The 23,795-nt window shown below is 74.5% G+C and carries 21 protein-coding genes, 1 tRNA gene and 1 pseudogene; 12 read left to right on the forward strand and 11 right to left on the reverse strand.

Features of this window, described 5'->3' with window-relative positions; genetic code table 11:
• Positions 1-236: 236 nt before the first annotated feature.
• Positions 237-614 carry a rodlin gene (locus IEZ04_RS12845; RefSeq protein WP_189216925.1) on the reverse strand — a complete coding sequence of 126 codons (378 nt, stop codon included), beginning with the start codon at positions 612-614 and terminating at the stop codon, positions 237-239.
• 244 nt (positions 615-858) lie between these two features.
• Here IEZ04_RS12845 and IEZ04_RS12850 point away from each other — a divergent pair, with 244 nt between their 5' ends.
• The 4 genes and pseudogenes from IEZ04_RS12850 to IEZ04_RS12865 all read left to right on the forward strand — a co-directional run bounded on the left by IEZ04_RS12850 (position 859) and on the right by IEZ04_RS12865 (position 4,980).
• Complete coding sequence (locus IEZ04_RS12850; RefSeq protein ID WP_189216926.1) at positions 859-1,236, forward strand: rodlin; 378 nt, start codon at positions 859-861, stop codon at positions 1,234-1,236.
• Between the two features lie 288 nt (positions 1,237-1,524).
• Positions 1,525-1,782 carry a chaplin gene (locus IEZ04_RS12855; RefSeq protein ID WP_189217148.1) on the forward strand — a complete coding sequence of 86 codons (258 nt, stop codon included), beginning with the start codon at positions 1,525-1,527 and terminating at the stop codon, positions 1,780-1,782.
• 128 nt (positions 1,783-1,910) lie between these two features.
• A pseudogene (locus IEZ04_RS36235) lies at positions 1,911-2,123 on the forward strand (chaplin); the annotation flags it as partial.
• 1,165 nt (positions 2,124-3,288) lie between these two features.
• Positions 3,289-4,980: a glycoside hydrolase family 26 protein gene (locus tag IEZ04_RS12865; protein WP_189216927.1), complete on the forward strand. Its 1,692-nt coding sequence runs from the start codon at positions 3,289-3,291 to the stop codon at positions 4,978-4,980.
• Here the strand turns inward: IEZ04_RS12865 and IEZ04_RS12870 are convergent.
• The 8 genes from IEZ04_RS12870 to IEZ04_RS12905 form a co-directional block, all read right to left on the reverse strand.
• Entirely contained in the window at positions 4,959-6,080 is a 1,122-nt protein-coding gene (locus tag IEZ04_RS12870) for a GNAT family N-acetyltransferase (protein WP_189216928.1), read from the reverse strand. The two genes, IEZ04_RS12865 and IEZ04_RS12870, sit on opposite strands and share 22 nt — an antisense overlap.
• The gene (locus IEZ04_RS12875) at positions 6,077-6,799 is read right to left on the reverse strand and encodes a YveK family protein (RefSeq protein ID WP_308429799.1); all 723 of its coding nucleotides are present in this window, start codon (positions 6,797-6,799) and stop codon (positions 6,077-6,079) included. The genes IEZ04_RS12870 and IEZ04_RS12875 overlap by 4 nt, the downstream gene beginning before the upstream one ends.
• Positions 6,796-7,968: a glycosyltransferase gene (locus IEZ04_RS12880; protein WP_189216929.1), complete on the reverse strand. Its 1,173-nt coding sequence runs from the start codon at positions 7,966-7,968 to the stop codon at positions 6,796-6,798. Before IEZ04_RS12880 ends, IEZ04_RS12875 begins: the two co-directional genes overlap by 4 nt.
• A 235-nt stretch (positions 7,969-8,203) precedes the next feature.
• Positions 8,204-8,896 (reverse strand): polysaccharide deacetylase family protein, encoded by a 693-nt coding sequence (locus IEZ04_RS12885; RefSeq protein WP_189217150.1) that lies wholly within the window; start codon positions 8,894-8,896, stop codon positions 8,204-8,206.
• A gap of 79 nt (positions 8,897-8,975) precedes the next feature.
• Positions 8,976-10,694, reverse strand: coding sequence for a murein biosynthesis integral membrane protein MurJ (gene murJ, locus IEZ04_RS12890; RefSeq protein ID WP_189216930.1), 1,719 nt, complete (start codon positions 10,692-10,694; stop codon positions 8,976-8,978).
• Positions 10,691-12,241 carry an O-antigen ligase family protein gene (locus IEZ04_RS12895; protein ID WP_229821010.1) on the reverse strand — a complete coding sequence of 517 codons (1,551 nt, stop codon included), beginning with the start codon at positions 12,239-12,241 and terminating at the stop codon, positions 10,691-10,693. Before IEZ04_RS12895 ends, murJ begins: the two co-directional genes overlap by 4 nt.
• Positions 12,242-12,244: 3 nt before the next feature.
• Positions 12,245-13,795: an exopolysaccharide biosynthesis polyprenyl glycosylphosphotransferase gene (locus IEZ04_RS12900; protein ID WP_373296295.1), complete on the reverse strand. Its 1,551-nt coding sequence runs from the start codon at positions 13,793-13,795 to the stop codon at positions 12,245-12,247.
• A complete protein-coding gene (locus tag IEZ04_RS12905) occupies positions 13,792-15,189 on the reverse strand; it encodes a glycosyltransferase (RefSeq protein ID WP_189216931.1) in 1,398 nt (465 codons plus the stop codon). The genes IEZ04_RS12900 and IEZ04_RS12905 overlap by 4 nt, the downstream gene beginning before the upstream one ends.
• Before the next feature lie 352 nt (positions 15,190-15,541).
• Between IEZ04_RS12905 and IEZ04_RS12910 the strand changes: the two genes are divergently transcribed.
• The 5 genes from IEZ04_RS12910 to IEZ04_RS12930 all read left to right on the forward strand — a co-directional run bounded on the left by IEZ04_RS12910 (position 15,542) and on the right by IEZ04_RS12930 (position 18,234).
• Positions 15,542-15,781, forward strand: a complete 240-nt coding sequence (locus tag IEZ04_RS12910; RefSeq protein ID WP_189216932.1) for a chaplin — start codon at positions 15,542-15,544, stop codon at positions 15,779-15,781.
• Positions 15,782-16,049: 268 nt separating this feature from the next.
• Positions 16,050-16,340 carry a hypothetical protein gene (locus tag IEZ04_RS12915; RefSeq protein WP_189216933.1) on the forward strand — a complete coding sequence of 97 codons (291 nt, stop codon included), beginning with the start codon at positions 16,050-16,052 and terminating at the stop codon, positions 16,338-16,340.
• Positions 16,341-16,432: 92 nt separating this feature from the next.
• Positions 16,433-16,876 carry a DUF5949 family protein gene (locus IEZ04_RS12920; RefSeq protein ID WP_229821011.1) on the forward strand — a complete coding sequence of 148 codons (444 nt, stop codon included), beginning with the start codon at positions 16,433-16,435 and terminating at the stop codon, positions 16,874-16,876.
• Positions 16,877-16,937: 61 nt separating this feature from the next.
• Positions 16,938-17,384, forward strand: coding sequence for a tyrosinase family oxidase copper chaperone (locus tag IEZ04_RS12925; protein ID WP_229821012.1), 447 nt, complete (start codon positions 16,938-16,940; stop codon positions 17,382-17,384).
• Entirely contained in the window at positions 17,368-18,234 is an 867-nt protein-coding gene (locus IEZ04_RS12930; RefSeq protein WP_189216936.1) for a tyrosinase family protein, read from the forward strand. The genes IEZ04_RS12925 and IEZ04_RS12930 overlap by 17 nt, the downstream gene beginning before the upstream one ends.
• Before the next feature lie 131 nt (positions 18,235-18,365).
• Here the strand turns inward: IEZ04_RS12930 and IEZ04_RS12935 are convergent, their stop codons facing one another.
• Positions 18,366-18,647 (reverse strand): chaplin, encoded by a 282-nt coding sequence (locus tag IEZ04_RS12935; protein WP_189216937.1) that lies wholly within the window; start codon positions 18,645-18,647, stop codon positions 18,366-18,368.
• Between the two features lie 427 nt (positions 18,648-19,074).
• Positions 19,075-19,147: transfer RNA gene (locus IEZ04_RS12940), tRNA-Arg, on the reverse strand.
• Between the two features lie 310 nt (positions 19,148-19,457).
• Between IEZ04_RS12940 and IEZ04_RS12945 the strand changes: the two genes are divergently transcribed.
• The 3 genes from IEZ04_RS12945 to IEZ04_RS12955 all read left to right on the forward strand — a co-directional run bounded on the left by IEZ04_RS12945 (position 19,458) and on the right by IEZ04_RS12955 (position 23,775).
• Positions 19,458-21,065, forward strand: a complete 1,608-nt coding sequence (locus IEZ04_RS12945; RefSeq protein ID WP_189216938.1) for a dynamin family protein — start codon at positions 19,458-19,460, stop codon at positions 21,063-21,065.
• The gene (locus IEZ04_RS12950) at positions 21,062-22,954 is read left to right on the forward strand and encodes a GTPase (protein ID WP_189216939.1); all 1,893 of its coding nucleotides are present in this window, start codon (positions 21,062-21,064) and stop codon (positions 22,952-22,954) included. The genes IEZ04_RS12945 and IEZ04_RS12950 overlap by 4 nt, the downstream gene beginning before the upstream one ends.
• Positions 22,955-23,277: 323 nt before the next feature.
• Positions 23,278-23,775, forward strand: a complete 498-nt coding sequence (locus tag IEZ04_RS12955; RefSeq protein WP_189217152.1) for a single-stranded DNA-binding protein — start codon at positions 23,278-23,280, stop codon at positions 23,773-23,775.
• Positions 23,776-23,795: the final 20 nt, after the last annotated feature.

The raw sequence follows: 23,795 nt of genomic DNA on the forward strand, positions 1-23,795 counted from the left end.
CTCATTCCATCCGCCGTGTGCCGTGGAGCCGCCCCCTTTCTTCTCTCCTCTTCTCTCCCGTCATTCTCTTACGCACAGGCGTTCTCCGGCGGGTCGGCCGCTCGCCGTTGGGCCGGACGGGTGACGGCCGGGCTCCGCAGCGGCACGAGGGGCACGGAGCGGCGCGAGGCACGACGGAGCGGGCCGCCGAACGCCTCGGCGGCCCGCTCCGTCGTGCGTCGGATCAGTGCTCGGTCTCAGTGATTGTTCTCGGCCTCGTACGCGAGGATGCCCAGGTCGCTCAAGGCATTCGACAGCGCGCCGTCACGCTTGGCAATGGTGGAGTTCTCCGTGCACTGCATGTCGTCGTCGGAGGAGAGGATCGGGATGTCCTGGAGCACACCCACGTCCGAAATAGCGATGCACGGCTTGTTGAACGAGCCCTGGATAAGCGCGATCTGCGGGCTCATGTTGCCGTACGTGCTCATGTTGCCGAAACTCTGCATCGCTGCGTTGCCGCTCGCGGTGGCCGGTCCCATGTCGTAGTCGACCGCCATCGCCTGCGGAGCCGCGGCGGCAGAGGCCCCTACGACGGAGGCGGCCAGGGCCGCCGTGGCCATAACCTTTTTGATCATTGAACCAGTCCTCTCTGAGAAACCCCGTCAACGGAGCGCTCTGATCAACTGCACGGGGGCAACCTGGTTTCTTGCGTTCACCCGGTTGGCCGATGGGGGAATTCCCCCGTGCCGGTCGGGAGCGATCGTTTCCACGTGTTCCCGGTGCGGTGCGGGCCGATTGGGTGAACCCCCGCAACCAATCATGAAGCGCCGGGTTGATGAGGCCGTAGGACATGCGTCGCTACGAGGAAAGGAACGCGAAGTGCTCAAGAAGGCAATGGTCGCCGCAGCGGCCGCCGCTTCTGTCATCGGTATGTCGGTGGCGGCGGCTCCCCAGGCGCTTGCCATCAGCGACGACTCCGGCCCGGCAACGGCCAGCGGCGCCGGCGCCGCGACGTCGTTCGGCAACATGGGGGCCAAGGGTGATATGAGCCCGCCGATGTCGCTGATCCAGGGAACGCTGAACAAGCCGTGCGTGGGCCTGCAGGACATCGGCGCCATCGTCCAGGACATCCCGATCATCGCCACCGACGACGACATGCAGTGCGCCGAGAACACCACGTCGGCACACCGCGACGCTGCACTGTCGGAGGTCCTGGCGGACCTGGACATCCTGTCGTCGAGCCACGAGGACGACTGAGAGTTGTGCCGGAGCGGTCCGGGCGGTCCGTCGTTGTCGTGCGGCCGCCCGGGCTTCTTCCCTGGCGGCACCCGGCCGGGTGGTCGGATGCCGCCGGACCGTGGCGCGGCCGCGCACCGGACCGGCGTTCCGTAACGCGCCGATCGGGTGCGGTGCGGAGTATTCGAGTGAATTCCCTCGTGCCACATGTTCCGTAGTTTCTTGATTTGTCTATTCCTCGTTTACAGGCTGCAGGTCATGGTGCGAGTCATCCAGCTGGGCTCGCTCGGTTTCGGCCGTCATCGAGGCATGACCGCTAAGAAGGGAAAAGACGAGATGCTCAAGAAGAGCGCGACTGTCGCCGCCGGCGCGATCATGGCCATGGGCGTGGCCGGTCCGGCCGTCGCCGATGCGGGCGTCCAGAGTGCCGCTGTCGGGTCTCCCGGTGTCATCTCCGGGAATGTCATCGAGGTTCCCGTGCACGTTCCCGTGAACCTGTGCGGCAACAGCATCGACGTCGTCGGACTGCTGAACCCGGTGTTCGGCAACAAGTGCGTCGCCGACTGACGTAACGCAGCAGCCGACCGGCTGTGTCATGGCCGGCCTCGGACCGTCACCACGGACTCCGAGGCCGGCCTTTTCCCACTTCTTCGACCAGGAAGACGAGAAGAGTGCGACAGACCCTGAACAAGGGAATGGTCGCGGCGGCGGCCGCGACGAGCATCCTGTCCCTGTACGGCAGTCCGGCTGCCGCGGACTCGGGCGCGACGGGGGCTGCCGAGCATTCGCCCGGCGTGCTCTCCGGCAACAGCGCGCAGCTGCCGGTGCATCTCCCGCTGAACGTCTGCGGCAACACCATCGACGTCATCGCCCTGCTCAACCCGGTGTTCGGCAACGGCTGCGCCAACGGGGAGGCGGAGCACGGGACGCCGGCGGAAGGACGCGGGGAAGCGTCGGGAGGACGGGACGAGGGGCCCCCGGAGGCCGGTCGTCCGGAGGCACATCGTCCGGCGGCACGTCCGGAGACACCCCCGCAGGCACACGGGACGCCTGCGAAGGAGCGCGAGGAGCCGCGGGAGGAGCACGAGGCGCCGCCTCCCGAGGAGCGGGAGCAGCAAGCTTCGTCCCAGAGCCAGGGACGGGACGAGCAAGGGCGGACGGAGCAGGGGCGGAAGGAGCAGGACGTCCCGCCGAAGCAGCACGGCGAGGCGCCGCCGCGGGAGCACGGCGAGGCGCCGCCGCGGGAGCACGGCGAGGCGCCGCCGAAGAAGCACGACGAGGCGCCACCGCGGAAGCACGACGAGGCGCCACCGCGGAAGCACGACGAGGCGCCACCGCGGGAGCACGGCGCTCCCTCCGGCGGGCGCGAGCAGGAGCCGCCCACGAGGCACGAGGCGCCGGCGCAGGGCCACGGGGACGCGCCGGGCACCGACGAGGACTGCGACGAGAAGCCGGGCGGCGGTGGTGACGCCCCGCGGCCTGCCCCGGCTCACGATCCGTCGGCCGACGCCGACCCGTCGCACGAGGTGCCCGACGAGACACCGGACGGGACACCGGACGGAACCGAGGAGGACGGCCGCGACGACTTCGACGCCTCCCACGACCCGTCGTACGACCTGTCGTACGACCTGTCCGCCGACGGATCCCGCGATCCGTCGCACGCCCCGGCCGAGTCGGTGCCCGCCGGACGTCCGGGCACCGCGCACCGGACGCCGTCCGCCGCCCGACCGGCCCCGACCCTGGCGGAGACGGGCGAGGACAGCGAGGGCCTGATCGCGGCCTCGGCGGTCGGCGCCGCGCTGCTCGCGGGCGGAGCCCTGCTGTACCGACGGGGCCGGGCCGTCCCCGGCAGGTGACCCTTCGGGTGCCGGACGCGTCCGCGACCGGCACCCGGCCTCCTCCTCCCTCCCCGCCCCCGCCCCCCTCCCCCTCCCCCACGATCACTCGTGCGGGCGACCGGATCACCCGAAGGCCGCAGTCCGGTTGGCGATGTCACCGTTCATATGACTATGTGTCAGTAAGTGATCGGCCGGCAGCGGACCGCGCGGAGCCGCGACGTCAGGGAGGAGCACCATGGCCCCACAGCCCCCACAACAGCAGTGGTCCAGGAGGGCGCGGCCGAGAGGTGTGAGCGTCGCGGCCTGTGTCGTCACGTCGCTCGCCCTGGCGTCGGGACCCGGATACGCCTACGCCGTGGGCGCCGAGGAGTCGCCGGCCGCCCCGGTGGCTCCGCCCGCGCCCACCGGCCCGACCCCGCCCGCGGGCTCCGGCGCCCGGCCGCCGCTCCCCGACCCGCTCCCCTCCGCGTTCGGCGCCTACCTCGACTACGGCCCCGAGGGCGTGTCCCGGATCGCCGAGCTGGGCGAGTGGCTGGACGGGGCCGAGCTGAGCGTCGCGCACACGTATCTGCCGGGCGACCGGTGGAGCAACATCGAGGGCCGGCCGGAGTTCCTGGAGAAGTGGGCGGAGTGGCGCCGGGAACGGGACGACCGGACGTTCGTCCTCAACGTGCCGATGCTGGAGCGCAACGAGTCGGGCGCGTCCGACGCCGAGGTGCGCGAGCTGCTGGCGCGCGGCGCGGACGGCGAGTTCGACGGCCACTTCCGCAAGCTGGCCGAGCGGCTGGTCGACCTGGGGGCGCCCGACACCGTCGTCGTGCTCGGCTGGGAGATGAACGGCACCACGTACACCCACCGCTGCGGGCCCGACCCGGAGAACTGGAAGGCGTACTGGAACCGGATCGTCGGCGTCATGCGGTCGGTGCCGGGGCAGGAGCTCCGGTTCGACTGGACCCCGAACCGCGGCCGGGACGCCGTTCCGTGGACCGAGTGCTACCCGGGGGACGACACGGTCGACATCATCGGCATGGACGCCTACGACCAGCCGCACGGGCTGTCCTTCGAGGAGCAGGTCGAGGAGCCGTACGGGCTCCAGGCGCACGTGGACTTCGCGAAGGCGCACGGCAAGCCCGTGTCGTACGCGGAGTGGGGGCTGTTCCGCAACGGGGACAACGCGGAGTACATGAAGGGCATGCTCGCCTGGATGGACGAGCACAAGCCGCTGTACAACACCGTCACGGACTACTGCCCGCACGGGGTGTGGCAGTGCTCGGCGAACCCGAAGGCCTCCGAGGTGTACTGGTCCCGGCTCACGGGCCGCACCGACACACCGGAGACCCCCGTCCCGGCTTCGAGCGCCGCCCCGGTTCCGAGCCTCACACCGCCTCCGAGCACCCCCCTGGCACCGAGCGCCCCCTCGGCCCCCGGCACGCCGGAGCCCGACGTTTCGGAGTCCGATGCTCCGGAGCTCGACGTTCCGGAGTCCGACGTCCTGGAGCCCGACGTTCCGGAGCCCGGCTCCTTGGAGCCCGAGGTCGCCAAGCCCACCCCGTCGATCCCCGCACCTGCCGCGCCGAAGCCGCCCGTGGCACCCGCACCACCCGCGGCACCCACACCACCCGCGGCACTGAAGCCGCCTGCGGCACCGAAGCCGCCCGCGGCACCCATGCCGCCTGCCGCCCCCACACCACCCACACCCCCACCTCCGCTGTTCACACCGCCCACGCCCCCAACACCCCCCAAGCCGCCCAAACCCCCCAAGCCGCCCACGCCCCCCAAGCCCCCCACCTCCGCCACGCCCGCCCCCACCCCCGCCGAACCCGCACGGTCGCCGAAGTGCTCGCCGTTGGGTCTGGGCGGCTGGGTCGAGTACTGGCTCGGCGGGGACATCTGCGTCCGCCACGACTACTGGCCGTTCAGCCGCTGACGCAGCAGCTCCTTGCCCCGGTCGCGTACGGCCGCGCCGCACAGCACCGCCGACAGCAGTGGTGCGGTGCGGCGCCGGGCGAGCAGCAGCCGCTGGTTGACCACGGTGTCCGGGCGCCAGCGGGACTTGTACGCCTCGGTCCCGCGCAGCAGGCTCAGCACCTCCTGCCCGCCGCCGCCCAGCTGACCGGCCGAGGCGTGCAGCAGCATGGTGGCGATGTCCGCCTTCCGCTCCCGCAGCCGCGGATGCGCGCCGAACAGATAGCCGCCCGCCACCCGTCGCGACAGCAGGGTGACGTCCACGGCCGTCACCTCGCCGTCCAGCAGGAACTCGGTGACCAGGGCGTCCCCGGTGCGCGTCATGGGCACCACGGAGCGGACCAGGTGTTCCCGGAAGCGCGGCCTGAGGTGCTCGGCGGTCACCCCGCGGCCCTGCCACTGGAGCCGGTGCAGGTCCAGCATGGTCCGCAGCGCCGCCTCGACCTCCTCGGGCCGCCGTACGGCACGGTGTTCGACCCCGAGGGCGTCCAGCTTGCGGATCCGGGAGCGGACCCGCTGGGCCCGCCCCGGCGGCAGCCGGGCGAGCAGCTCCTCCAGCGTCCCCGCGGGCAGCTCCAGGCAGACGGAGTCGGCGACCTTCCGGCGGGGGCCCCGCCACCGCTCGTAGACCCGTTCGGCCGCCGCGCCCGGCCGTGTCTCGCGGAGGTCGATCAGCGCGGTGCGGGCCGCGGCGGCCAGGCCCTCGGTGAGCGCCGCCGCCGCGCGGTCCGCGTGCTCGTCGTCGATCAGCACGTCCGCGTAGTCGGAGACGGCGCCGCCCAGCGGGACGAGCGTGGGCAGCGGACCGCGTACGAGCATCAGCGGGGCGGCCGCGCGCAGTTCGCCCCCCTCGCGGACCAGCACGAGCCGCAGCGCGCCGGGCCGGCCGTACGACAGCCACCACGAGTGCAGCCAGGCGTGGCACTGGAACGGGGTGGCCGCCCCGCACCGCCGGTACAGCCGGCCCCAGGGCGCGGCGAGGCGCGCGAACTCCGCCTCGTCCGCGCAGATCTCGCTGCGCGGGGCGCCGCGCTCCAGGGTCCGTCGAGGCGTGCCGGTCACAGCGGTCCGTACGCGGTACGGCCGGGGCGGACCAGCAGGAACAGTCCGCCGAGCAGGCCGCCCGCACCGGTGCCGACGAGACCCGTCACGGCCGTGGAGGCGGAGGACGCCTCGGTGGGCTCGGTGGCCCGGGCGAACTGTTCGAGGCCGACACGGGTGGCCCGCCCGGTGTGCTCGGCGTGGCGGGTCAGGGCGCGGGAGACGGCGTTGGCCATGTCGGCGGCGAGGTCGGGACGCGTGGAGGTGGCCGAGACGGCGACCATGGGGGCGTCCGGCGAGGTCGCCGTGCGCACGCTGTCCCGCAGCGTCCGCACGGGCACCCCGGCCCACACCTGCGCGTCCCCGAGCACCGCAAGCTGGGTCGCGGTCCGTCCGTACGCCTGTGCGAAACCCAGTGCGGACTGCGCGTCCGTCCCCTGGTCGGCCACGGCGACGACATAACTGGTGGCCGTGTACGTGGACGGTTTGACCAGGCCGTACACGCCTCCGGCCAGGCCGCCGAGCAGGAGGCCGGCGACGAGCCGCGTCCAGGGCGCCTGGGACGCCTGGGACGCCCGGGACGCCCGGGGCCACCGGTCGCGGTGCGGTCCGCGAGCGGCGGGCGCGCCCGCACCGGTCCTTCCGAAAGCCTCGGAAGCCTCGGGTGTCTCGGCCGCCTCGGTCACCTCGACTGCCTCGGCCCCCTCCGTCTGCTCCGCTTTCTCGGCGATGTCGGTCATGTGGAACTCACTCCCGGGAAGGGACGGCCGGCCGGCGCACCGGTGACGGCGGCCGTGTACACGTCCATGAGCTGGGCGGCACTGCGGGTGATGCAGTAGTGGTGGGCGGCCGCGGACATGGCGCGGGACCCGGCCCCCTCGGCGCGGACCGCCGGCAGGGCGCTGACGAAGGAGTCGGCGCTGCCCCGCACCCGCCGGGCGCCGGCGGCGGTCCCCGGCGGCAGGTCGTCGATCGCGGGGCAGGACACGTAGAGCACGGGCAGGCCCGCCGCCAGCCCCTCCACGGCGGCCAGCCCGAACGCCTCCTCGGCGCTGGGCGAGGCGAGGACGTCCATCGCGTGCAGCAGCGACGGCAGATCGGCGCCCGGACAGCCGGCCGCGGGCCGCTCCCCGGTGAACAGCACCCGGTCCGCCACCTGCGCCCGCTGGGCCGTGCGGCGCAGCACGTTCTCCTCCGCGCCGCCGCCGACCAGCACCAGCCAGAAGTCGCCGGGCAGCTGCGCCAGCGCGCGGACGAGGACGTCGAAGCGCTTGCCCGCGGTGAGCCGTCCGACGCCCCCGACGACGTACGCTCCCTCGGGCAGCCCGAGCCGGCGGCGTGTACGGGCGCGCAGGTCCGGGTCGAAGCGGTAGCGGGCCAGGTCGATGCCGTTCGGGACGACCTCGATGCGCGGTCCGGGGACGCCCCAGTGGCGGAGCCGTTCGGCGACCGTGGCGGAGACGGCGACCGTGGCGCTGCCCAGCCGTTCGCTGGCGAGGTAGAGCGCCCGGACGGCGGGGGTGAGCCGGCGGCCCTCCAGCTGGGAGTCGCCGAGGGAGTGCTCGGTGGCGACGACGGCGCGCACCCCGGCAAGGCGCGCGGCGATCCGGCCGTACACGCAGGCCCGGTACAGGTGGGTGTGGACGAGGTCGTAGCCGCCCTCGCGGATCAGCCGCACCAGCCGGGGCAGGGCCGTCAGGTCGCGGTTGCCGCCCATGCCGAGGTGGACGACGCGGACCCCGTCGGCGGACAGGCCCTCGGCGACCGGGCCCGGCGCGGTGAGCGTGACCACGTCGCACTCGACGGGCAGGTGCCGCAGCAGCAGCCGGAGCTGCTGCTCCGCGCCGCCGACGCCGAGGCCGGTGATGATGTGCAGGGCCTTCGCCGGGGCCCTCGCCGGAACCCGCACCGGGTTCCCCGTGCGCGTTCCGGTCCCGGTCCCTGCCTCCGTCCCGGTTCCTGGTCCTGTCTCCGTTCCGGTTCCTGGTCCTGTCTCCGTTCCGGTTCCCGGTCCTGTCTCCGTCCCGGTTCCTGGTCCTGTCTCCGTCCCGGTTCCCGGTCCTGCCTTCGTCCCGGTTCCCGGTCCTGTCTCCGTCCCGGTCTTCGGTCCTGTCGTCTTCCGGGCGTCCAGCGGAGCCGTCATCTCACACCCCCTCGACCGGGTGGCGCCGCAGCCGGTGGAGCCGGTGCTTGAGGTGCAGCCGCCACGAGGTGTCCCGCTCGCCGATGTGGACGCGGGGCAGCGCGTACGGACCGCCGAGCGGGCCGGGGTCGACGGCGCAGGCGTACGTGTACCCGGCGTCCCGTACGGTGTCCGCGGACCGCGCGTCGACGGCGCCGTACGGATAGCAGAAACCCCGGACGGGGGCGCCGACCAGCTCCGTGAGGACGGCCCTGCTGCCGGCCACCTCGGAGCGCAGCAGCCTGTCGTCCGCCTTCGTCAGGTCCACGTGGGTGAGCCCGTGCGAGCCGATCTCGATGCCCTCGGTGGCGGCGGCCGCCCGGATGCCGTGCTTGCCGAGCAGTGGCTTGCGCGCGCCGGCCGGGTCCCACGCGTTGACGCCGTCCAGCCGGCCGGGCAGGACGAACAGGGTGGCCCCGCAGCCGTACCGGCGCAGGAGCGGCAGCGCGTGCTCGGTGAAGTCGGCGTACCCGTCGTCGAAGGTGAGCCCCACGAGGCCGTCCCCCTCACCGCGGGCGCGGGCGGCCAGCAGCTCGGCCACGCCCACTCCGCGCAGGCCCCGGCGGCGCAGCCAGCGCAACTGCCGCTCCAGGCGGTGCGGGGAGACCGTGATGCGGTACGGGTCGTCGGAGCAGTCGCCGACGGAGTGGTACATCGCCACCCACAGGGAGGCGGGCGCGGCAGGTCCGACGCCGGTGGGGGGACGGACCAGGCCGGTGGTCGGGTGGGTCGGGTCAGCGGTCGCGGGCATGGTTACGGGCATGCGTGAGCCTTCGTGTAAGTCTTCGTGTGAGACTGCGGGCGAGCTTTCGTGGGGGCCTGCGGGGGAGTCCTCCGGTGACGGAACGGACGGCGGGCCGGACGCCCGGGAACCCCAGGGCCCGGGCCGGCGGGACGAAGACGGCGGTCACCACGGCGCAGCCCACGGCGAGCCCGGGCACGGGCGAGCCGGCCGCCCCGGACACGCGGTCCGCGCAGAACAGCCCCGCACCGCCCGCGACCAGCGCCGCCCGTACGGGCCCGCCCAGGCCGGCCACCACCTGCCGAGTGCGGATCGGCACCGCGCGTCCGCCGGTGCCGCACAGCAGGAGCAGCGCGGTGACGGTGATGCCGGCGGCGTTCGCGGCGGCGATCCCGAGCACTCCCCAGGGCCCGACGGCGAGCGCGCCGATCCAGGCGGTGGCGACGAGCCCGGCGGCCATCGCGGCGAGCGGGTACCAGGTGGGGCGCCGGGTGCAGAAGTACGACCGGACGACGGCGCCCACCAGCGCGTGCCCGAGCAGCCCGAGGGCGTACACGCGCATCACCGCGGCGGTGGCCGCGGTGTCCCGGGCGGTGAACGCGCCGCGCTGGAGGAGCAGTTCGATGATCTGCGGGGCGCACGCGACGATCACCGCCGTGCCGTACAGCACCAGGCAGGAGACCAGCGCGAGGTCCTTCTCCACCCGGTCGCGCGCCCGCCCGGTGTCGCCCTCGGCGAGCGCCTGCGCCACCACGGGGAAGGTGACGGTGCACAGCATCAGCGAGAACGTCATCGGGATCTGGGCCACCTTCTGCGCGTAGTTGAGGTGCGAGATGGCCCCGGAGGACAGTGTCGAGCCGAGGAACCGCTCGACGACGACCTGCGACTGACGGCAGAGCGCGAACAGCAGGACGGTGGCGACGAGGACCAGGTCCAGCGGAGGCTCGGGTGCCGCCGGGACCGGCGGCACCGCGGTCACCCGGCCGCGGCGCAACTGCCGGAGCAGCGCCGGGAGCTGGGCGGCCACCATCAGCGCCCCGCCCACCGCGACCCCGGCCGCCGCCGACCGCACCCCCCAGTGCCGGCCGAGCAGGAACATGGCGGTGATGATCCCGGCGTTGTACGCCACGTAGATCGCCGCGGGCGCCGTGAACCGGCGGTGGGCGCGCAGGGCCGCGCTGCAGTACCCGGCGAGCCCGAAGGTGAACACGCAGCCGGCCGTCAGCCGGGTGCAGTCCACGGCCGTACCGGGGTCCGGCAGCCCGGGAGCGAGCGCGGCCACGAGCCCGGGCGCCCCGGCCACCAGCAGCGCGGACGCCGCCAGGAAGGCCGGTGCCAGTCGGGGCAACGTGGTGGCGACCAGGGAGCGCACCGGATCGCCGGGCGCCCCCTGCGCGCGGCGGGCCACGGCCACGCTGAACAGGGGAACGAGCACGTAGGCCAGCCCGTCCTCGATGAGCAGCGTCGCCGCGAACTCCGGGACGGTCCAGGCGACCAGGAAGGCGTCCGTCTCGGTGCCGGCGCCGAACAGGTACGACAGCGCCTGGTCGCGGCCGAGGCCCAGGAGCGACCCGGCGGCGGTGAGCGCGGCCGTGACGAGCGTGGCCCGGGCGAGGAACCGGCTGGTCGGCGCGGCGACGCCGGTGGGGGCCGCGGCGGGCGCGGACGCCAGACCCTCCGGGCCGTTCAGCGGGGGTGGTGCCATGGTCATCGCGGCACCGTCCGGGGGCCGGCCCGCAGATCCGCCCGTAGATCCGCCTGCAGATCAGCCTGCGGATCAGCTCGCAGATCCGCCTGCGGGTCCGCCTGCAGATCAGCCTGCGGATCAGCTCGCAGATCCGCCTGCGGGTCCGCCCGCACATCAGCCCGCAGATCAGCCTGCAGGTCAGCTCGCGGATCCGCCTGCGGGTCCGCCCGCACATCAGCCCGCAGATCCGCTCGCGGGTCCGTCGGTGCCAGTGCCCACCAGGCCGCGAGCCCGAGGGCCACGGCGGTCAGCACGGTCGTGGGGCCGCCGATGTCGGCGTACACGAAGTCGGCCAGGATCCAGACCAGGAGCCCGCAGGCGACGAGCGCGCAGTCCGTACGCCGGTTGTGCCGGCAGCGCTTCCGCGGCGCGTGCGCCGGACTCCGCACCGCGCACACCAGCAGGGCCGTCCAGCCACCCGCCAGTGACAGCAGGCCGACGAGCCCCTGCTCGCTCAGCACCAGCGCGTACATGTTGTGCGGCGACAGCAGCGGCTGTCTCCGGTAGGCGGTCCCGGCGCCCGCGATGTCGCTGCCGGACGACAGGGCGAGGGAGGCGTGTGTGTCGCGGTACTCGGGGAAGCCCCTCAGCCCCACGCCCGTCAGCGGCCGTTCGCGCCACATGCCCACGGCCGCCGCCCACATCGTGTACCGGTCGGTGACCGACCGGTCGGGCGCGTCGACGACCTGCGTGATGCTCGTGACGCGCTCCCGCAGCGACGCCGGACCGGCCCCGGGACCACCCGCGAGGACCACCCCCGCGGCGGTCAGCGCGGCGCACACGGCGACGGCCCGCCGGGGGCCCGCCAGCGCCAGTTGCAGACCGCACGCCACCGCCGTGGCGAGCCACGCCCCCCGGCTGAACGACAGCGCGAGCGGCACCACCAGCACCGCCGCGCACCCCGCCGCCGCGGCCCGCCGGCCGGCCCGGCCCGGCCCGAGGGCCAGCCCCACCGCGCACACCAGCCCGAACGACACGGCCGTCGCCATCCCCATGACGTCCGACGGCCCGAAGGTCCCCACCGCCCGGACGTCCTCCCCCTGGTACGAGGCTCCGGTCCCGGTGGCGTACTGGTGCGCCCCGACGGCTCCCTGGAACAGCGCCAGCCCCACGAACGACCACGCCACCGCCCGGAAGCCGGCCCGGCCCGGCACGCTCAGCAGCACGGCCGCCGGCACCAGCACGAACACCTGGAGGTACCGCGCGAACCCGGTGAGCCCGGCCCCCGGCGACACCGCTCCCGCCGCGGCGAGCGCGAGCCCCACCACGGGCAGCCCCAGCACCACGGCGGCCGTACGGGACAGGGGGCGCCGCCGGGCGCGTACGAGCCGGACCGCGCACCACACCACCAGCAGCCCGGAGACGGCGTCGGCCGCGGTCGCCCCGCCGCCGACGCCGCCCCCGCCGGGGAGGCCCGGGACGGCGGGCAGCGCGACCGCCGCGACGACGGCCACCACCGGCAGGACGGGGGGCGGGACGGGTGGCGGGACGGGTGGCGGGGGCGGGGGCACGGGTCAGCTCCCCGTCGGCCGGACGAGCGTGGCGGCCGTGCGCAGCAGGATGCGGACGTCCTGCCAGAGCGACCAGTCGTCGATGTAGGCGTTGTCGAAGCGGACGCGGTCCTCGATCGAGGTGTCGCCGCGGAGCCCGTGGATCTGGGCGAGCCCGGTGATGCCGGTCCGCACGCGGTGCCGGGCCGCGTAGCCGGGGTGCGCGTGGCTGAACCTGTGCACGAAGTACGGCCGTTCCGGTCGCGGCCCGACCAGGCTCATGTCGCCGCGCAGGACGTTCCACAACTGGGGGAGCTCGTCCAGCGAGGTCCGGCGCAGGAAACGGCAGAACGGGCTCATCTCCGGCTCGTCGGCCACGCTCCACCGGGTCGCCGCCTCATGGGCGTCGGCCGGACGGTGGGTACGGAACTTCAGCAGGGTGAACGGCAGCCCGTCCCTGCCGGTGCGCTCTTGCCGGAACACCACGCCCGGCCCGTCGCTCCACCGCAGCGCCACCGCGGTGACCAGCAGCAGCGGTCCGGCGAGGAGGAGCAGCGCCCCCGCCACGGACACGTCCAGCAGCCGCTTGCCCCAGGTGCCGCGGCAGGGCGTCACGTCCAGGCGGCGGCACGCGAACCCGGCGAGCCGCTCGCCGTCACGGCCGTACGCCCGCGCCCGCGCCGGGGCCGACGCGTCCGTGTCCGCGTCCACGTGCCACAGCGCGCACCCCGAGTCGGCCAGCCCCCGCAGCAGCAGCGGCTCGTGCTCGGGACGGGGGTCCGAAACGCTCGAGACGCCCAGGACCAGAACGGTCCGTACGCCGTTCTGGACGAGGGCGCGCCGCACCTCCTCGCCGGTGGTCAGCACCGGCAGACCGCCGCCGTCCCCGGCGGGCCGGCCGGCGACGACCCCCACGGGCCGCAGCCCGCACCCCGGATGGCGCAGGAACGCGGCGGCCACGCGTTGCGCGGCCGCCGCCGGACCGACCACCAGGGCCGCGCCGGGGCTGCGGACGAGGTCCCGGCGCCGCCGTCCGTGCACGGCGGCGCGGCCCGCGCAGCTCAGCGCCGTCTGCACCGCGCAGCCGAGGAGCAGGGCCCGTACGGGCAGCGCGTGGTCCGGGGCGTACGCGGCCACGACAGCGGCCAGCGCGCACCAGGCCACCACGATCCGGCCGCACACGGCGGGCAGTTCGTCCAGTGCCGTGGGCACGGCGGGCGGCCGGTACAGCCGGGCCCGCGCGTTCAGGCAGACGACGGTGAGCAGCAGCCCGGCGACCAGCAGCGGACGTCCGGGCGTCCGGCTGCCGGTCACCGCCGGGGCGGCGAGCAGTGCGGCGGCCACGTCCGCGGCGAGCAGCGGCCACGTCGAGGACCGCGCCCGTACGGAGGGCCACCGGTCGGCCGGAACACCGGCGGCACCGCGGACGGAGCCGCGCGGGGGAACCACGGAGACGGACGTGGTACCTCCGCACTCGTTTCCGGGGCCAGTGATTTCGGCGGTCCCGGCGGTCCCGGCGGCCCCGGCAGTTCCGGCGGCCCCGGCGGGGGAGGGGACGGTACGTTCCGCGGTCACGGGTGGCCGGCCTTACCGCACGCGGAGTCCCCGGAGGAGACGGGGGAGGCGGAGGAGACGGGGGTCGCGGAGGTCACGGAGGCCCCGGAGGTCGTGGAGGAGGGGAGACGCCGCCCGGCCGGTCCGCGGCACGGCGGGACGTCACGGGCCGTACCGCCGGGCACGGCGGGCGGCCCGTGACGCGCCCCCGCCCGCGCGGCGCCCGCCGGCGCGCGCCGTCCCTCCGGGGCGCCGGCGCCCAGCACCTCCCGGTACACCTCCGTGACCGCCTCCGCCGTGCGCCGTACGTCGTGCGCGGTCAGGACGTGCCGGCGGCTCTGGCGGCCGAGCGACGCGCGCAACGGCGGGTCGAGCAGCAGCCGGGTGACGGCACGGGCCAGCGCGGTCGGATCCCCGACGGGCACCGGCACCCGTCCCGGCGGCAGGCTCTCCCGGGCGCCGTCCACGTCCGTGAGCACGACGGGCCGGCCGCACGCCATGGCCTCGAGCGGCGCCAGCGCCATGCCCTCCCACCGGGACGGCAGGACGACCAGGTCGGCCGCCCGGTACCAGGGCACGACGTCGTCGACCGCCCCCGCGAACAGCACGCCCTCCCCCGCCCCGGCGAGCTCCCGCAGCCGCGCGGCGTCCGGCCCGTCGCCGACCAGTACGAGCCGCGCCCCCGGCACCCGCCGCACCACCGAGCCCCAGGCCGTCAGCAGGACGTCCTGCCCCTTCTGCCGGCACAGCCGCCCGACACACACCACGAGCGGCGCCCGCGCGGGCACCCCGGCGAGCAGCGGAAGCCCGGCCCGTGCCGCCCGTACGGTCCCCGCCGCCGGGCCCGCGAGGCGGAAGCGCTCCGTGTCGATCCCGTTCGCGATCACCTGCCACCGCGCCCGTACCCCGGCGCGCGCCCCGGTCAGCCGTTCGGCCTCGCTCACGCACACGACCCGGTCGGCCCACCGCGCCGCCCACCGCTCCCACGTCAGGGCGAGCGCCGCGGTGACGCCGCCGACCGCCTCGAACGACCAGGCGTGCGGCTGGTACACGGTCGGGATCCGCCCGCGGACGGCCATCCTCCCGGCCAGTCCCGCCTTGGCGCTGTGCGCGTGCACCAGGTCGGGCCGCGCCGCGGCGACGATCCGCGCGATCCGGTGCGCCTCGGCGGGCAGCGCGAGCCCGGGTGAACGGGTCGCCCGCCAGCGCCGTACGCCCGCGCCGAGCGCCCCCAGCGCATGGGCGAGATCGCCGTCGGGGCAGGCGACCGTGACCTGGAAACCCTCGGTGAGCTGCGCCCGTACCAGGTCCGCCACCACCCGGGCCACCCCACCGTCGGCCGGCTGGGTGATGTGCAGGATGCGCGGCGTGGACGGGAACGGGGGAGGCGACGGAGGCGAGGGAGACAGTGGCATGCGGGTTCCTTGTTCGCGGACGGCGCCGGGGGCGCGCGTTACTGCTGGGCGTCGTCCACGACGGACGAGCTGTGCCGCACCGCACGGCGGCGGCCCACCACCGCACGGTGCGGCGGACGACTCGGGGAATGGCGCATGACCGGCGGTGCCCTTTCGCGGTCTGCAGGGAGCGCAACTCTATCCCGCTATGCGTACTTATCGGTGAAACCCGAAAATTGTGTCGGCATGCCTAAGATGAGCGTTTGCGTATATCACTCCTTCGGCCGCGCAACCCCGCGCGCGTCCGGGCGTTGATGCCAGCGTCGGGCGCACTGCCCGGATGTTCTGCGTCAACACCAAGGAGCACTTCTCCATGTCGCGTATCGCGAAGGGCCTGGCCCTGACCTCCGTTGCCGCCGCCGCCGTGGCGGGCACCGCCGGCGCCGCCGTCGCCGACAGTGGCGCGCAGGGGGCCGCCTCCCACTCGCCGGGTGTGGTGTCGGGCAACGCCATCCAGGTCCCGGTCCATCTCCCGGTCAACCTTTGCGGGAACTCCATCAACGTCATCGGTCTGCTGAACCCCGCGTTCGGCAACCACTGCCTGAGCGACTGAGATCACGGCACACCGCCCGACGCCGGCCGTCCTTCCCCGTGGGGGGAGGACGGCCGACTCGCGTCCCGCCCCCCGTCATCCCTTCTTCGCCTGTTTTCCTTTTGTCGTGCGGTCGTGCGGAACTATTTGTACGAGCGCGCGACGCGCCGTTCCGTCACGCGAAACGGAGGAATTTCCGGGACGCGGGTTTCCGGGGCGACCGGAACTCGTTGTGCAGGGCGCAGTGGAACATTCCCCGGCGGTGCGAGTCGCCGAAGAGAGGAACACGATGAAAGTACTGAAGGCCGCCGCTGTCGTCGCGGGGTCCGTGGCCATGGTCGGCGCCGCCACCCCGGCCTTCGCCTTCGACCCGGCGGAGGCGGCGCCCATGAGCCTCACCGGCGCCTGGAACAAGCTCGTGGCGGAACCCATCGACATCTCCCCGCTGAAGCAGCAGTCGAACGCACTCGACACCGAGAACGAGGACTCGCTGCTGCACAGCGTGAAAAGCGCCACCGCGGCCCTCAATTCGGCCGCCAGTCCGCTGCAGCTCCTCGGTGGCCTCCCACTTCAGTCCTAAGAATTTTCCAGGGATACGCGGTGACCTCGACTGCCACAACTGCCACTGATACACGCACTTTCCGTCCCGGAGATCTCGGCACGCTCGTCGTCATGGCCTGGACCGGCGGGACACCCGACGGCGACATGCCCCACCTCCTCGCCTATCCCCTGGGAGACGGCGAGAACGGCCCGGAGACGTCCTCGGCGGCGGTCGGCCGGCTGCTGCGCGACACCGGCCTCGCCACCGGCTCGACCGACGCACGGCCCACCGGCACCGCCGGCCGGCCGGAGCCGCCGGTGACCCTCCTCGTCGAGGCCGGTCGGGCGGTCGTCACCATGCCGTGCTTCAGCGCCCGGTGCCCCGCTCCGCCGGAGTGGCTCGCGGCCGTCGCCGAGCGCGGGTACGCCCATCTCCTCGTCGTCACCCGCCCCTGGCCGGAGGCGGCACCCGGCAGGTCCGTCGAGCCCGAGGCGCTGGCCGCGTTCGCGGGCGCCCCGGAGACGCTGGCCGGTGCCGCCCACGTCATCCTGCCGGCGCGCGGCCCACGCGACTGAGCGCGGCCGCGGACGGGGGCGGAGCCGCAACGAGCCACGAGCCACGAGCCGGGAGAGTGTGTTGTCCGTCAGCGGAGTGCGGCGCCGGGACGTCGCGCGGGCACTGCTCGCGGCGGCGGCCGCCCTGGTGTTCGCTCCGGCCGTCACCGCGTCCCGGCCCCGGAACGCGGCACCCGCCGACGACGACGGCGGGTTCGACGAGACGTACGGCGGACGGCGCATCCGCGGTGTGCCCGCCGCCACGACCGTCACCGCCCCGGCCCGGTGGCAGGTCACCGTGGACGGACGGCCGCTGCACCTGATGCGGCGCGCGGACGGCACGTACCTGAGCATGGTGGACCACTACCGGTCCTGGCCCACCGCCCTGGAGGCGACGCGCGCCGCCGTCGACGAGATGGGGGCGACGCAGCGGCCGCGTGCCGCCGGCGCCCCGGCGCGCGGTCCCGGGCCGGGGCGCCGGCGGGGACCCGGACAGCACGGGGGAGACGGTCATGGCGTACACGCGTAAGGACGTCAGCGTGCTGACCCGCGCGGAGCGGCGCCGGTTCGTCGGCGCGGTGCTCGCGCTCAAACGGCGCGGCGAGTACGACGAGTTCGTGCGCACGCACGTCGACCACTACGTCGCCGACGGCGAGACCGGTCTGCGCACCGCCCACATGGCGCCCTCCTTCCTGCCGTGGCACCGCCGGTACCTGCTGGAGTTCGAAGCGGCGCTGCGCCGCGTTGACGACTCGGTGACGGTTCCCTACTGGGACTGGACCCGGGACCGTACGACGACGTCGGTGCCCTGGACCGCGGACCTGCTGGGGGGCAACGGGCGCCGCTCGGACCGCCAGGTGACGACCGGTCCCTTCGCCTATGCGACCGGGGACTGGACGATCAGGGTGGGGGTCACCGACGTCGAGTACCTCACCCGGGACTTCGGGCACCCGCAGCAGCCGGTGGACCTGCCCACGCGCGGCGAGCTCGACGCGGCCCTGGCCGACCCCGTCTACGACTCCGCCCCCTGGGACTCCACGTCCCGCGAGGGCTTCCGCAACAAGCTGGAGGGCTGGGGGTCCGGGCGGGGCAGTGCGTCCTGGCGCGCCCACAACCGGGTGCACCGCTGGGTCGGCGGCCACATGGTCGGCGGCGCCTCCGTCAACGATCCCGTCTTCTGGCTGCACCACGCCTTCGTGGACCTCCAGTGGACGCTCTGGCGGCGGCGTCACCCCGGGGCGCGCTACCTGCCGGCCCGGCCGCCCGGTCCGGCCGGCTCCCAGGAGGGCCTGGTCGTCGCGCGGCACGAGCCCATGCCGCCGTGGGAGGAGACACCCGGCCGGATGGAGGACGTCGAGGACGTCTACCGGTACGTGTGACCCGTGGCGGCGACGCGCGCCGCGGGACGCGGCCCGGCCGCGGACGCGACCCCTGTCGCAGGCCGGAGCCCCGGTGACGGAACGTCACCGGGGCTCTTCCGCGCCGACCCTGCCGTCGGCGGCTGCGCACGTCAGCGGCCGTAGCCACCGGAGTTGTGGTGGCCGTGGTGGTCGTCCACATCGGCGCAGACGTTGCCGAACACGGGGTTCAGCAGGCCGATGACGTCGATCGAGTTGCCGCAGATGTTGAGCGGCACGTCCAGGGGGATCTGCAGGACGTCGCCCGACACAATGCCGGGCGACTGGGCGGCCGAGCCCGAGCTGCCCGAGTCGGCCGTCGCGAGGCCGGCGCCGCTGAGCATCACGGCGGACGTGCCCAGTGCGACGGCGGCAACCTTCGCCATGCGAGACATCGCGTTCTCCTTCGTTCGGTGAGCGGGCCGCCCGTACGCGGCCGCACAGCCCTTCAACGCGCCTGCGGATCTTGGGTCACGGCGTTTGGTCGTGATCACCCCAATTGAACCGCGTTCTCCGGGTTTCCCTGGGTTGTCCCGGCAGGGCGCGGAGCCCGAAAGGCCCGTCGGGCCCGTAAGGTGCGGGGAAGCCGTCCGGCCGAGGTCCGCGGCGCGGCCGACGGGACGGCGCGACCGCCACCGCGTCCGGCGCCCCGTCCGAAGTTGTCCTGATCTGCCCGGAGCGCCCTCTTCCGTGCAGGGGTGTCCCCCCGGCCCGATGACCTTCGGCCAAGCTTGCGCGCGGCCCGGCCGCAGGTCCCCTCACCCTGTCCGGCCAGCGAAAAAGCCCTCCGCGGAGGAGGGCTGGACGCCGAACGGGCGGCGGCGCCCCCGGCAGGACTCGAACCTGCGGCCAAGCGCTTAGAAGGCGCCTGCTCTATCCACTGAGCTACGGGGGCCAGGTGTGGTGGCCTGTGTCGTGGTGCCCGGGTGTGGGCTGATCCGTGACGTTGCCGGGGACAAGGATAGGGCTCCCCGGTCCTCGACCCTGTTGCTTCCCCTCCGTGGCTCAATGTGGAGGTTCGGTGAAGCGGTCCTGATAATCGCAGGCAGGTACGAATCGTGCATCGCTTTTGGCGCCCCGGGCCACGGGTGTTGTGCACTCGTTATGCCTGCGTCCCAGTAGTCCCTTCCGTCCCTTGTGTTCTGTCGGCGCGCTGACGTGTACATATGCTTCAGAATCCCGCCAAAATTGGGCATTCTTCGCGTGTGGTCACCTTGGACGTACGGCCTCAGCTGCTCGACGCACTCTCCGCCCTGCGCGACCGTGTCGCCGCCGTGCGCTATCCGCTGCCGCTCGCGGGGGCCCCACGCGCGCGTGCCAACCGCGACGAACTGCTCGCACAGCTCGACGACTACCTCGTGCCCCGGTTGAGAGAGCCTGAAGCGCCGCTGCTCGCCGTGGTGGGCGGATCGACCGGCGCCGGGAAGTCGACCCTCGTCAATTCACTCGTGGGCCGGCGGGTGAGCGAGGCGGGGGTGCTGCGGCCGACCACGCGAACCCCCGTACTCGTGTGCCATCCGGGGGACCACCACTGGTTCAGCGGGATGCGGGTGCTGCCCCATCTCACGCGCGCGTGGGTGCCCCGGCGGGAGCGCTGCGACGAGCAGTACCCGCTCGGGGGCGACGGCCGTCGTGTCCTGCGGATCGAGACCGCGGAGAGCCTGCCCCAGGGGCTCGCCCTCCTGGACGCCCCCGACGTCGACTCGCTGTTCGCCGACAACCGCGTCCTGGCCGCCGAACTGATCTCCGCGGCCGACATCTGGGTGATGGTCACCACGGCCGCCCGGTACGCCGACGCCGTGCCGTGGCATCTGCTGCGTACCGCCAAGCAGCACAGGGTGACCCTGATCACCGTGCTCGACCGGGTGCCCCACCAGGTGGCGTCCGAGGTCTCGCGGCAGTACGGGGCGCTGCTCGCCAAGGCGGGCCTCGGCGAGGTGCCGCGGTTCACCGTGCCCGAACTGCCCGAGTCCGCCTGGGGCGGCGGGCTGCTGCCCGCCACGGCCGTCGCGCCGCTGCGCACCTGGCTGGCGCACCAGGTGACCGACCCGGGGGCCCGGCACCGGGCGATGGCGCGCACCGCGCACGGCGTGCTCGACTCGCTCAGGGCCCGGATGCCCGAACTGGCCGGCGCGGCCGCCGCCCAGTACGCCGCCGCGCTGCGGCTCACCACGGCCGTCGACACGGCGTACGACAGGGAGCACGCGCGCGTGAAGAGGCGGCTGCAGAACGGGGCCGTGCTGGCGGGGGACGCGCTGAAACGGTGGCGCAGCTACCCGCTGGACTGCACCGCGGCAGAACTGCTCGACGCGCTCGTGGAGAGCCTGTCCGCGCTGCTGCTGTGCGCCGCGATCGCCGCCGACCAGTCCGCCGCCGAGGCGTGGCGGCGCGAACCGGCCGCGGACGCCCCGGAGCTGACGCGCCGCGACCCGGTGCTGGAGAGCGCCGAGCACCGCATCGGGATGGCCGTACGACGCTGGCGGCGCGTCCTGGAGGAGTACGCCGAGGAGGAGGTGCGCGACCTCGACGGCGGCGCCGCGCCGGATCCCGAGGTCCTGGCCGCGCTGGTCGCGACGGCGCTCCTGGGCGGGCGCCGGGTGCGGTCCGCGGGGGAGCGGCTCGCCGGACTGATCGGAGCGCACGGGGCCCTCCGGCTGCGCGACCGGGCCGGGCGGCTGCTCACCGAGTACGTCGGCAGGGTGCTGCGCGCCGAGCGCGAGCGCCGTCTCGCCCCGCTGGACGCCCTCGACGTGACCCCCGAGCCCCAGGCCGAACTGATCGCCGCCCTGTCCGTACTGCTGAAGGAGAGATGACCGCCGTGACCGCAGTCACCGACCGCACGGACCACGACGGGGGAGAGGAGGACGCCCACGCGCGCGTGCAGCACGACGATCACGACACCCGCGACGGCCGTACGGAGAGGGCGAGGGAGGAGACGGGAGCGGAGACGGGAGCGGGGAGGGGGGAGGAGACGGGAAAGGGGAAGGCGGAGGAGACGAAGCAGGAGGGGAGCCATGACTGGGACGACGGGCTGATCGCCCGGCGTGCCGCCGACGACCAGGCCGCCGGGGCGGAGATCGGACCGATGGGCGCGCGCACCACGACGTCCCTCGCCCACGACGGGCCGTTGCGGTCGCGGCTGGACGCGCTGCGGGAGCTCGTGGGGGTTTCCCGGGCGCGGCTCGACAACAGGACGCTCGCGGAGGCGGGCCGTGTCCTGGAGGAGGCGGCCGCGCGGCGCAGACTGTCCGGGCAGCACACCGTCGTCGCCCTCGCGGGCGCGACCGGCAGCGGCAAGTCCACGCTCTTCAACGCGCTCACGGGCGCGGCCCTGTCCGACACCGGCGTCCGCCGGCCCACGACCGCCGCGCCCATCGTGTGCAGCTGGAGCGACGGGGCGGCGCCCCTCATCGACCGGCTGGGCGTCCCGGGGCGGCTGCGCCGGCGCCCGGTCGAGGGCGTGGACGGGGACTCGCCGCTGCGCGGACTCGTCCTGGTGGACCTGCCCGACCACGACTCCGCGGCGGTGCAGCACCGCGAGCAGGTGGACCGCATCCTGGCGCTCGTGGACGCGGTCATCTGGGTCGTCGACCCGGAGAAGTACGCCGACGCCGTCCTCCACGAGCGTTATCTGCGGCCCCTGGCGGGCCACGCGGAGGTGATGTTCGTGGTGCTCAACCAGGTCGACCGGCTGCCCGGGGAGGCCGCCCACCAGGTCCTCGACGACCTGCGCAGGCTGCTCGACGAGGACGGGGTCGCCCTGGGGGAGTACGGCGAACCGGGCGCCGCCGTGCACGCGGTGTCCGCGCTCACCGGGGACGGGGTCGGGGAGCTGCGCGAGGCGCTCGGCCGGTTCGTGGCGGAGCGGGGCGCCCCGGCCCGCCGGCTCTCCGCCGACCTGGAGGCCGCCGCCCGGCGGCTGCGGCCCGCGTACGCGGCCGGAGGGCCCGCCGGGCTCGGCGAGGAGGCGCGCGACGACTTCACCGCCCGGCTGGCGGACGCCGTCGGTGCCACGGCGGCGGGCGAGGCGGCGGAACGGGCCTGGCTGCGCCATGCGGGCCGCGCGTGCGGCACGCCCTGGCTGCGGCTGTGGCGGTGGCTGCAGGACCGCCGGGACCCGCCCACCGGGCGGCTGCCCGTCCCCGCGCCCGAGGACGAGGAGGCCACCGCCCGGCAGCGCGTCGAGCAGGCCGTGCGGGTGCTGTCCGAAAGGGCCGCCACGGGGTTGCCGGAGCCCTGGGCCGTGGCCGTGCGCGAAGCGGCCCTGCGCGGCTCCCAGGGGCTTCCCGAGGCGCTGGACGAGCTGGCGGCGCGGGCCGGCCGGCCACAGGCGCGGCCGCCGCGGCCCGGCTGGTGGCCGCTGGCGGTCCTCGTCCAGGCGGCCATGACGGTGCTGCAGGTCCTCGGGGGGATCTGGCTGGTGGGGCAGATCGTCGGGGTGCTGCCGCCGAACCTCGGGGTGCCGGCGCTGCTGATGGCGACGGGCATCGTAGGCGGCCCGGTCGTCGAGTGGGGCAGCAGGCTGGCGGCCCGCGGTCCGGCCCGGCGGTACGGGCTGGAGGCGGAGCGCCGGCTGCGGGAGGCGGCCGCCGGGTGCGGACGGACACGCGTACTGGAGCCGGTGACGGCGGAGCTGCTGCGCTACCAGGAGGTGCGGGAGCAGTACGGACGGGTGGTGGGGGCGCCGACCGTGGTGCGGTGATCCTCCCTCCTCAGCACTTCCGGCTCAGCACTTCCGGCTCAGCACTTCCGACTCAGCACTTCCGGTTCAGCACTTCTGGCTCACCTCTTCCGACTCACCTATCCCGGTCACCTCTTCCGCTTGACCCGTCCGGGTGGCGGAGTTGTCCACAGGCCACGGGCTGTGCACAGGGCGCGGCGGGCCCGGCCCGGCGGAGGCAGTCTGATCCGGCGGCGACCGCGACGGACACGGCGGACGCGGTGTCCGCACCGGACGCGGCCGTACGGGACCGGCCCGTACGCGTGTCCGCCCGGCCCCGGCGCCGGGCGGAGGAGGGGATCGAGATGAACGAGACGACGTTGTGCGTGGTGGGGAACGTGGCCACCAGGCCGGTGTCGAGGGAGACGGCCCTCGGCGCCTCGGCCAGGTTCAGGCTGGCGGTGACGGCGCGGTACTGGGACCGCGAGAAGAGCGAGTGGACGGACGGGCACACCAACTTCTTCACAGTGTGGTCGAGGCGCACGCTCGCGGCGAACGTCACCTCGTCGCTGTCCGTGGGCGACCCGGTGGTCGTCCAGGGGCGGTTGCGGGTGCGCACCGAGCGCACGGAGGAGGGCGAGAGCCGCACCTGGGCCGACATCGACGCGACGGCGGTCGGTCACGACCTCACGCGCGGCACGTCGGCGTTCCGCCGCACCACCAGGGACGCCAGGGACGCCAGGGACGGCACGGACACCAAGGGCACCACGGACACCAGGACGGAGCCCGACTGGGGGACGGCGCCCGCGGACGAGAGTGCCGGAACACCGCGGAAGCAGCTGGCGGACGCCGGAGTGACGTGACGGCACATCCGGTTCGACCG

This window comes from Streptomyces ruber, from assembly GCF_014648075.1.
GTDB classification, from domain to species: domain Bacteria; phylum Actinomycetota; class Actinomycetes; order Streptomycetales; family Streptomycetaceae; genus Streptomyces; species Streptomyces ruber.

What these genes read in the sequence shown, in the direction of transcription:
- IEZ04_RS12845 (WP_189216925.1), bottom strand. Translation starts at nt 614, where the DNA reads ATGATCAAAAAGGTTATGGCCACGGCGGCCCTGGCCGCCTCCGTCGTA.
- IEZ04_RS12855 (WP_189217148.1), top strand. Translation starts at nt 1,525, where the DNA reads ATGACCGCTAAGAAGGGAAAAGACGAGATGCTCAAGAAGAGCGCGACT.
- IEZ04_RS12865 (WP_189216927.1), top strand. Translation starts at nt 3,289, where the DNA reads ATGGCCCCACAGCCCCCACAACAGCAGTGGTCCAGGAGGGCGCGGCCG.
- IEZ04_RS12875 (WP_308429799.1), bottom strand. Translation starts at nt 6,799, where the DNA reads ATGACCGACATCGCCGAGAAAGCGGAGCAGACGGAGGGGGCCGAGGCA.
- IEZ04_RS12885 (WP_189217150.1), bottom strand. Translation starts at nt 8,896, where the DNA reads ATGTACCACTCCGTCGGCGACTGCTCCGACGACCCGTACCGCATCACG.
- murJ (WP_189216930.1), bottom strand. Translation starts at nt 10,694, where the DNA reads ATGACCATGGCACCACCCCCGCTGAACGGCCCGGAGGGTCTGGCGTCC.
- IEZ04_RS12905 (WP_189216931.1), bottom strand. Translation starts at nt 15,189, where the DNA reads ATGCCACTGTCTCCCTCGCCTCCGTCGCCTCCCCCGTTCCCGTCCACG.
- IEZ04_RS12910 (WP_189216932.1), top strand. Translation starts at nt 15,542, where the DNA reads ATGTCGCGTATCGCGAAGGGCCTGGCCCTGACCTCCGTTGCCGCCGCC.
- IEZ04_RS12915 (WP_189216933.1), top strand. Translation starts at nt 16,050, where the DNA reads ATGAAAGTACTGAAGGCCGCCGCTGTCGTCGCGGGGTCCGTGGCCATG.
- IEZ04_RS12920 (WP_229821011.1), top strand. Translation starts at nt 16,433, where the DNA reads ATGGCCTGGACCGGCGGGACACCCGACGGCGACATGCCCCACCTCCTC.
- IEZ04_RS12930 (WP_189216936.1), top strand. Translation starts at nt 17,368, where the DNA reads ATGGCGTACACGCGTAAGGACGTCAGCGTGCTGACCCGCGCGGAGCGG.
- IEZ04_RS12935 (WP_189216937.1), bottom strand. Translation starts at nt 18,647, where the DNA reads ATGTCTCGCATGGCGAAGGTTGCCGCCGTCGCACTGGGCACGTCCGCC.
- IEZ04_RS12950 (WP_189216939.1), top strand. Translation starts at nt 21,062, where the DNA reads ATGACCGCCGTGACCGCAGTCACCGACCGCACGGACCACGACGGGGGA.
- IEZ04_RS12955 (WP_189217152.1), top strand. Translation starts at nt 23,278, where the DNA reads ATGAACGAGACGACGTTGTGCGTGGTGGGGAACGTGGCCACCAGGCCG.